Source organism: Mycoplasma anseris ATCC 49234, from assembly GCF_000702805.1.
GTDB classification, from domain to species: domain Bacteria; phylum Bacillota_I; class Bacilli_A; order Mycoplasmatales; family Metamycoplasmataceae; genus Metamycoplasma; species Metamycoplasma anseris.
Genome location: NZ_JNJX01000017.1, coordinates 1 through 4,779 on the forward strand (window position 1 = coordinate 1; position 4,779 = coordinate 4,779).

At 28.9% G+C, this 4,779-nt stretch carries 5 protein-coding genes; 1 reads left to right on the top strand and 4 read right to left on the bottom strand.

Annotation, left to right across the window (positions count from 1 at the left end):
- The 4 genes from T401_RS03390 to T401_RS0103230 form a co-directional block, all read right to left on the bottom strand.
- On the bottom strand, positions 1–234 hold a 234-nt coding region (locus tag T401_RS03390; protein ID WP_211246857.1), incomplete at its 3' end, for a DNA cytosine methyltransferase.
- Positions 210–641, bottom strand: a complete 432-nt coding sequence (dcm_N, locus tag T401_RS03310; protein WP_052169681.1) for a DNA (cytosine-5-)-methyltransferase N-terminal subunit — start codon at positions 639–641, stop codon at positions 210–212. The genes T401_RS03390 and dcm_N, both read right to left, overlap by 25 nt.
- Before the next feature lie 64 nt (positions 642–705).
- A complete protein-coding gene (pyk, locus tag T401_RS07300) occupies positions 706–2,127 on the bottom strand; it encodes a pyruvate kinase (RefSeq protein WP_033179054.1) in 1,422 nt (473 codons plus the stop codon).
- Positions 2,128–2,143: 16 nt separating this feature from the next.
- Positions 2,144–3,130, bottom strand: a complete 987-nt coding sequence (locus tag T401_RS0103230) for a 6-phosphofructokinase (protein WP_033179051.1) — start codon at positions 3,128–3,130, stop codon at positions 2,144–2,146.
- Between the two features lie 158 nt (positions 3,131–3,288).
- Between T401_RS0103230 and T401_RS07305 the strand changes: the two genes are divergently transcribed.
- The gene (locus T401_RS07305) at positions 3,289–4,482 is read left to right on the top strand and encodes a phosphopentomutase (RefSeq protein ID WP_033179052.1); all 1,194 of its coding nucleotides are present in this window, start codon (positions 3,289–3,291) and stop codon (positions 4,480–4,482) included.
- Positions 4,483–4,779 lie beyond the last annotated feature (297 nt).

Sequence of the window (4,779 nt, forward strand, 5' to 3'; positions counted from 1 at the left end):
ATCTAATACTTTTATTCATTGATTAAAATCATTAATAAATTTTTGGGTAGTTAATGCCTTAACATTTTCTAATACTAAACATTTGGGTAAATTATTTACATTTGCTTTTAAAATTCTTTCAATTTCATAAAGTAATCCACTTCTTGTTTCTTTATTAATTCCTTTTTGTTTGCCTTGCTGTGATAAATCTTGACAAGGAAAAGAATAAGTTAGAATGTCAATGTTTTTAGGCAAATTATTGAATTTGCGAATGTCGGTGTAGCTCTCTCTCTCTCTCTCTCTCTCTCGTTAACATGATATACATTGATGAAATATTCATTATTTACATAAGCATATAAATAAGGGAAAATGATTTGTAATTTTTCTTGGTTCATTCTTGAAAAATAGTTCATATTAACTACTTTTTTACTATCACTACTAAAGCAATATTGACTTAATTTTTGAATCATTTCAACACGACTTAGTTTTGTTTCTTTTTTTAAATAACCATGATGAATAATCATATAAGAAATGATGGCGTCAATATAAAAATCAACTGAACCTAGTGATATAACTTCATATTCATTTTTAGCAATATTTTTTAAAGCTTTTCTTTGGCTTCCAATCCCAGCAAACCTTTCAAATAACCTAATTTTTTTCATAATGTTCTATTATAACGTGTCCGAATAATAAAAAAATCGCAAAATGCGATTTTTGAAATGGTTGTTAATATTCATGTTCTGTGAAATTCATTTTATCAACAACTAAGAATTTATCACCCTTTTTAACATTAAAATGTTCTAAAGCTTTTCTTGCATTATTGTGATTATCTTTTACCACCTTCATCACTGCCTGTGAGTGTTTTTCACAATAAACTCCAGCAGTAATTCCAAATCTTCAAACTAATTCATCATTGCTTACTAAACCAACAATGTAAGCATTTGGACGGTATTTAGCTATTTCTTTTAATAATTGACCTGAATGGCTACATACAACAGCATATTTATATTCACCTGATTGTAATTTTTTTGCTACTTCATATGCAATTAGCATTCTTGAATTTTCATCTTTTGCTACTTTTTCAATTTGTGTTGCATAATAAACTTCATTATAATATTCTTTTTCAGCATACTTAACAATAGTTGCCATAGTTTTTACTGCTTCTACTGGATATTGACCGCTAGCTGTTTCTCCAGAAAGCATAGTAGCATCTGCTCCTAATTCAACAGCATAATAAACATCAGTTACTTCAGCTCTAGTTGGCATTGGGGTTTTTTCCATTGAATCCAACATTTGGGTAGCAACAATAACCTCTTTACCAACATTTCGACATTTTCTAATAATTTGTTTTTCTCAATAAGGCACTTCATAATAAGGAATTTCTAAACCTAAATCCCCTCTAGCAATCATGATTGAATCACTTGCCTCAATAATTTCATCAATATTTTTAATTGCAGTCATTGATTCGATCTTTGAACAAATTTGAATTTTTTCTCCACCATGTTCTTTTAATAAATCACGAATTTCATTAACATTTTTAGCTGAATTCACAAATGATGCAGCAATATAATCCACCTTAAATTTAGCTCCTCAAATAATGTCATCTCTATCTTTTTGGCTCATAAATGGCATAGAGAAATCAACACCAGGAATGTTAACTCTTTTGTTAGTTTTTAATAGATGATCATTTTGAACTTCAACAATGATTCTCATCGGTTTTACTTCTTTAACAATAGTTGTTAATTTACCATCATCCAATAAAACTTGATTTCCTGTTTTTAAATCTTTGTCCATACGGTAAGACACAGAAATTGTTTTTGAATCACCTAATAAATTCTTATATGATTCTTCATCAGTATTTATAGTTACCAATGAGCCTTTGTACAACATTTGTTGATCATCCTTCATTTTACCAATTCTAATTTCAGGGCCTTTAGTATCTAAAAGTAATGAAATGGGAATGTCTAACTCTTTAGAAATTTGTCTTGCTAAGTTGAAGTTTGTTGTATGAATTTCCTCATCTCCATGAGAAAAATTAACTCTAATAGTGTTTACTCCTGCTAAAATTAATTCCTTCATTGTCTGATAATTGTTTGAAGAAGGACCAATTGTAGCAACGATCTTAGTGTGTTTTTCATTGAATTTCATCATATTTTTATCTCCTTTATCACTTAATTTTCAATTGCTTTTGATTGTAATTTAGAATTTCCTGTTCCAAATTCTTTTCCCTTGTTTTAATCTTTTTAATTTCATTGAAAGAAAAACAATTTATCTTATTGTTATATATTATAAGGCCAACATTATAAATATTATTATTTATACAACTAAAAGCCTCTTGAACTAGGTTATAAGCTAAATTTTTGTCAAAATTAGTTGGATTAGCTCCTCTTTGAGTATGACCTAAAATGCTTGTTTTTATGTCATATTTTGTTTGCTTTTTAATTTTCTTTGCCACCTTTTTGATTGATTTAAAAGTTGTTTCAGGGATAACAATGGTAATTTGTTTTCTTCCATTTTCTTTTAATGTATTTATTACTTCAATTAATGAAAATATGGTTGGTCTTTGATTTCTTGAAACAATAAAATTAGCCCCAATATTGATAGCACTAGGATAAATTAAATGGTTTTTACCTCTTCCCATTAATTCGACTAATAAAATATTGCCATGTGATGTAGTTGATGCAATTAGTTTTTGACATTCTTCATTAATTGAATTTAAAGCGCTATCATAACCTAATGAATATTCACAATTAGGAACATCATTATCAATAGTTGCTGGGATAAAAATTGTTTTAACGCCAACTTTAGTCAGTGCCTTTGCCCCATTTAAACTACCATTTCCACCAATAACAATTAATAAATCAATTTCATTTTTTAATAAAACTGTTTTGGCTTTGAATACATTTTCCATTTGTTTAAATTCAGGAAATCTCTTGGTTTTTATAATTGAACCTGATTGATACAACAAAGTTTCAAAAAACCTTTCGTCTAAAGTAGTTTTTCTATCTTCAACCAAACCCAAAAAAGCATCTTCAAATAATACATATTCAACATTGTACAGCATTGCTTGCTTTAAGAAAAAATATAAATAAGCATTCATTCCAGGAGCATCGCCACCTGAAGTAATTATTCCAATTTTCTGTTTATTCACAAAACACCTCTTTTAATTATAAAAATGATAACATATTACAGCATTCTTGTTTATAGTTAATTTACAATAAATAGTTATATTCCAATGGTTTTCTAATATAATTTAGTTGTAAAAACGACTAATATTGAATAATGTTCAATATGTTAAGAAAGGAAAATATGCCAAAATTTAATCGGGTATTTTTTATTGTAACTGATGGTTTAGGAATTGGCCCTGAACCTCGTCAAGAAGAATTTAATGATAAAGGGGCTAATAGTTTTTATCATGCCTCACAAGTACTACCATTACAAATACCAACATGAAGAAAGTTGGGAATTACTGAGGTGGCCAAAATGGAAGGACATGTTGCTAGAAATAAACACCCACTAGCATACGTTGGTAAAATCCATGAAATGTCAAATGGAAAAGATACTTTAACTGGACATTGAGAAATGATGGGAATTTATACAAAAGTTCCTAACCCACAATTTATTGAAAATGGTTTCCCAGAAGAATTAGTAAACGAACTTTCAAAAGCTTGAGATGGAAGAAAAATTATTGGTAATAGAGCAGCTTCTGGAACTGTTATTTTAGCTGAATTAGGGGATCAACATATCAAAAATGGTGACATGATTATTTATACTTCTCCAGATTCTACATTACAAATTTGTGGCGATGAAGAAACTTTGGGACTAGACAAATTAAATGAATATGCTAAAAAGGCAAGAGAAATTTGTTCTTCAAGACCAGAATGAAATGTTGCAAGAATTATTTCAAGACCTTTTATAAAAGAAGCTGATGGCAAATTTACAAGAACATTTAACCGTCATGACCATGCAAACAAACCAACTGGTCATATTATTTTAGAAGACTTACAAGCTAAAGGTGTTGAAGTAGTTGCGGTTGGAAAAATAAATGATATTTTTACTGGCGTAGGAATAGACAAAGTTTATGGACCAGCTAGCGATGATGAAAATATGGATGTTGCCATTGATATTGCTTCGTCAAATTCAACTAATCAATTTGTTTTTGTTAACCTAGTTCAATTTGATAGTCATTATGGTCATAGAAGAAACCCAATTGGATATAGTGAAAACATTTCCAGATTAGATATTAAATTAACTAAATTGATTAATGCAATGCGTGAAGACGATTTATTGATTATGACTTCAGATCATGGAAACGATCCCACAATGCCTGGTTCAGATCACACTAGAGAAGCTTTGCCTTTAACTGTATTTTCTAAATCATTTAAATCTCCAAAAGTATTAGGAGAATTAAAAGGACTTGGAACTGCTGGAAACATTGTTGCAAGAAATTTTGAAGTTCCAATTGTTGAAACTGGTGAAGATATTTTTGATATTTTGATATAAAATGTTAGGAAAATGAACAATTTTGTTCGTTTTTTTTTTTTTTTATAATTAAAATGTGTCTCAAAAATAAAGAAAGGTAGATTAACAAAAATGAAAAAATTAGACAGAACTTTACTAGGTTTTATTACTGGTATAATTCCAATTATTATTCTTATAATTCTTGGAGCTATTATGGTTAACAAATGTGATATGAGTAAGTTGTCAAACGTTGTAAGGGCAGCTACATATGCAGAAGAACATCCAGATAGTATTTTTGCACTTAGTAAAGAAGCATATGATTTTCTTTACATTATGGGC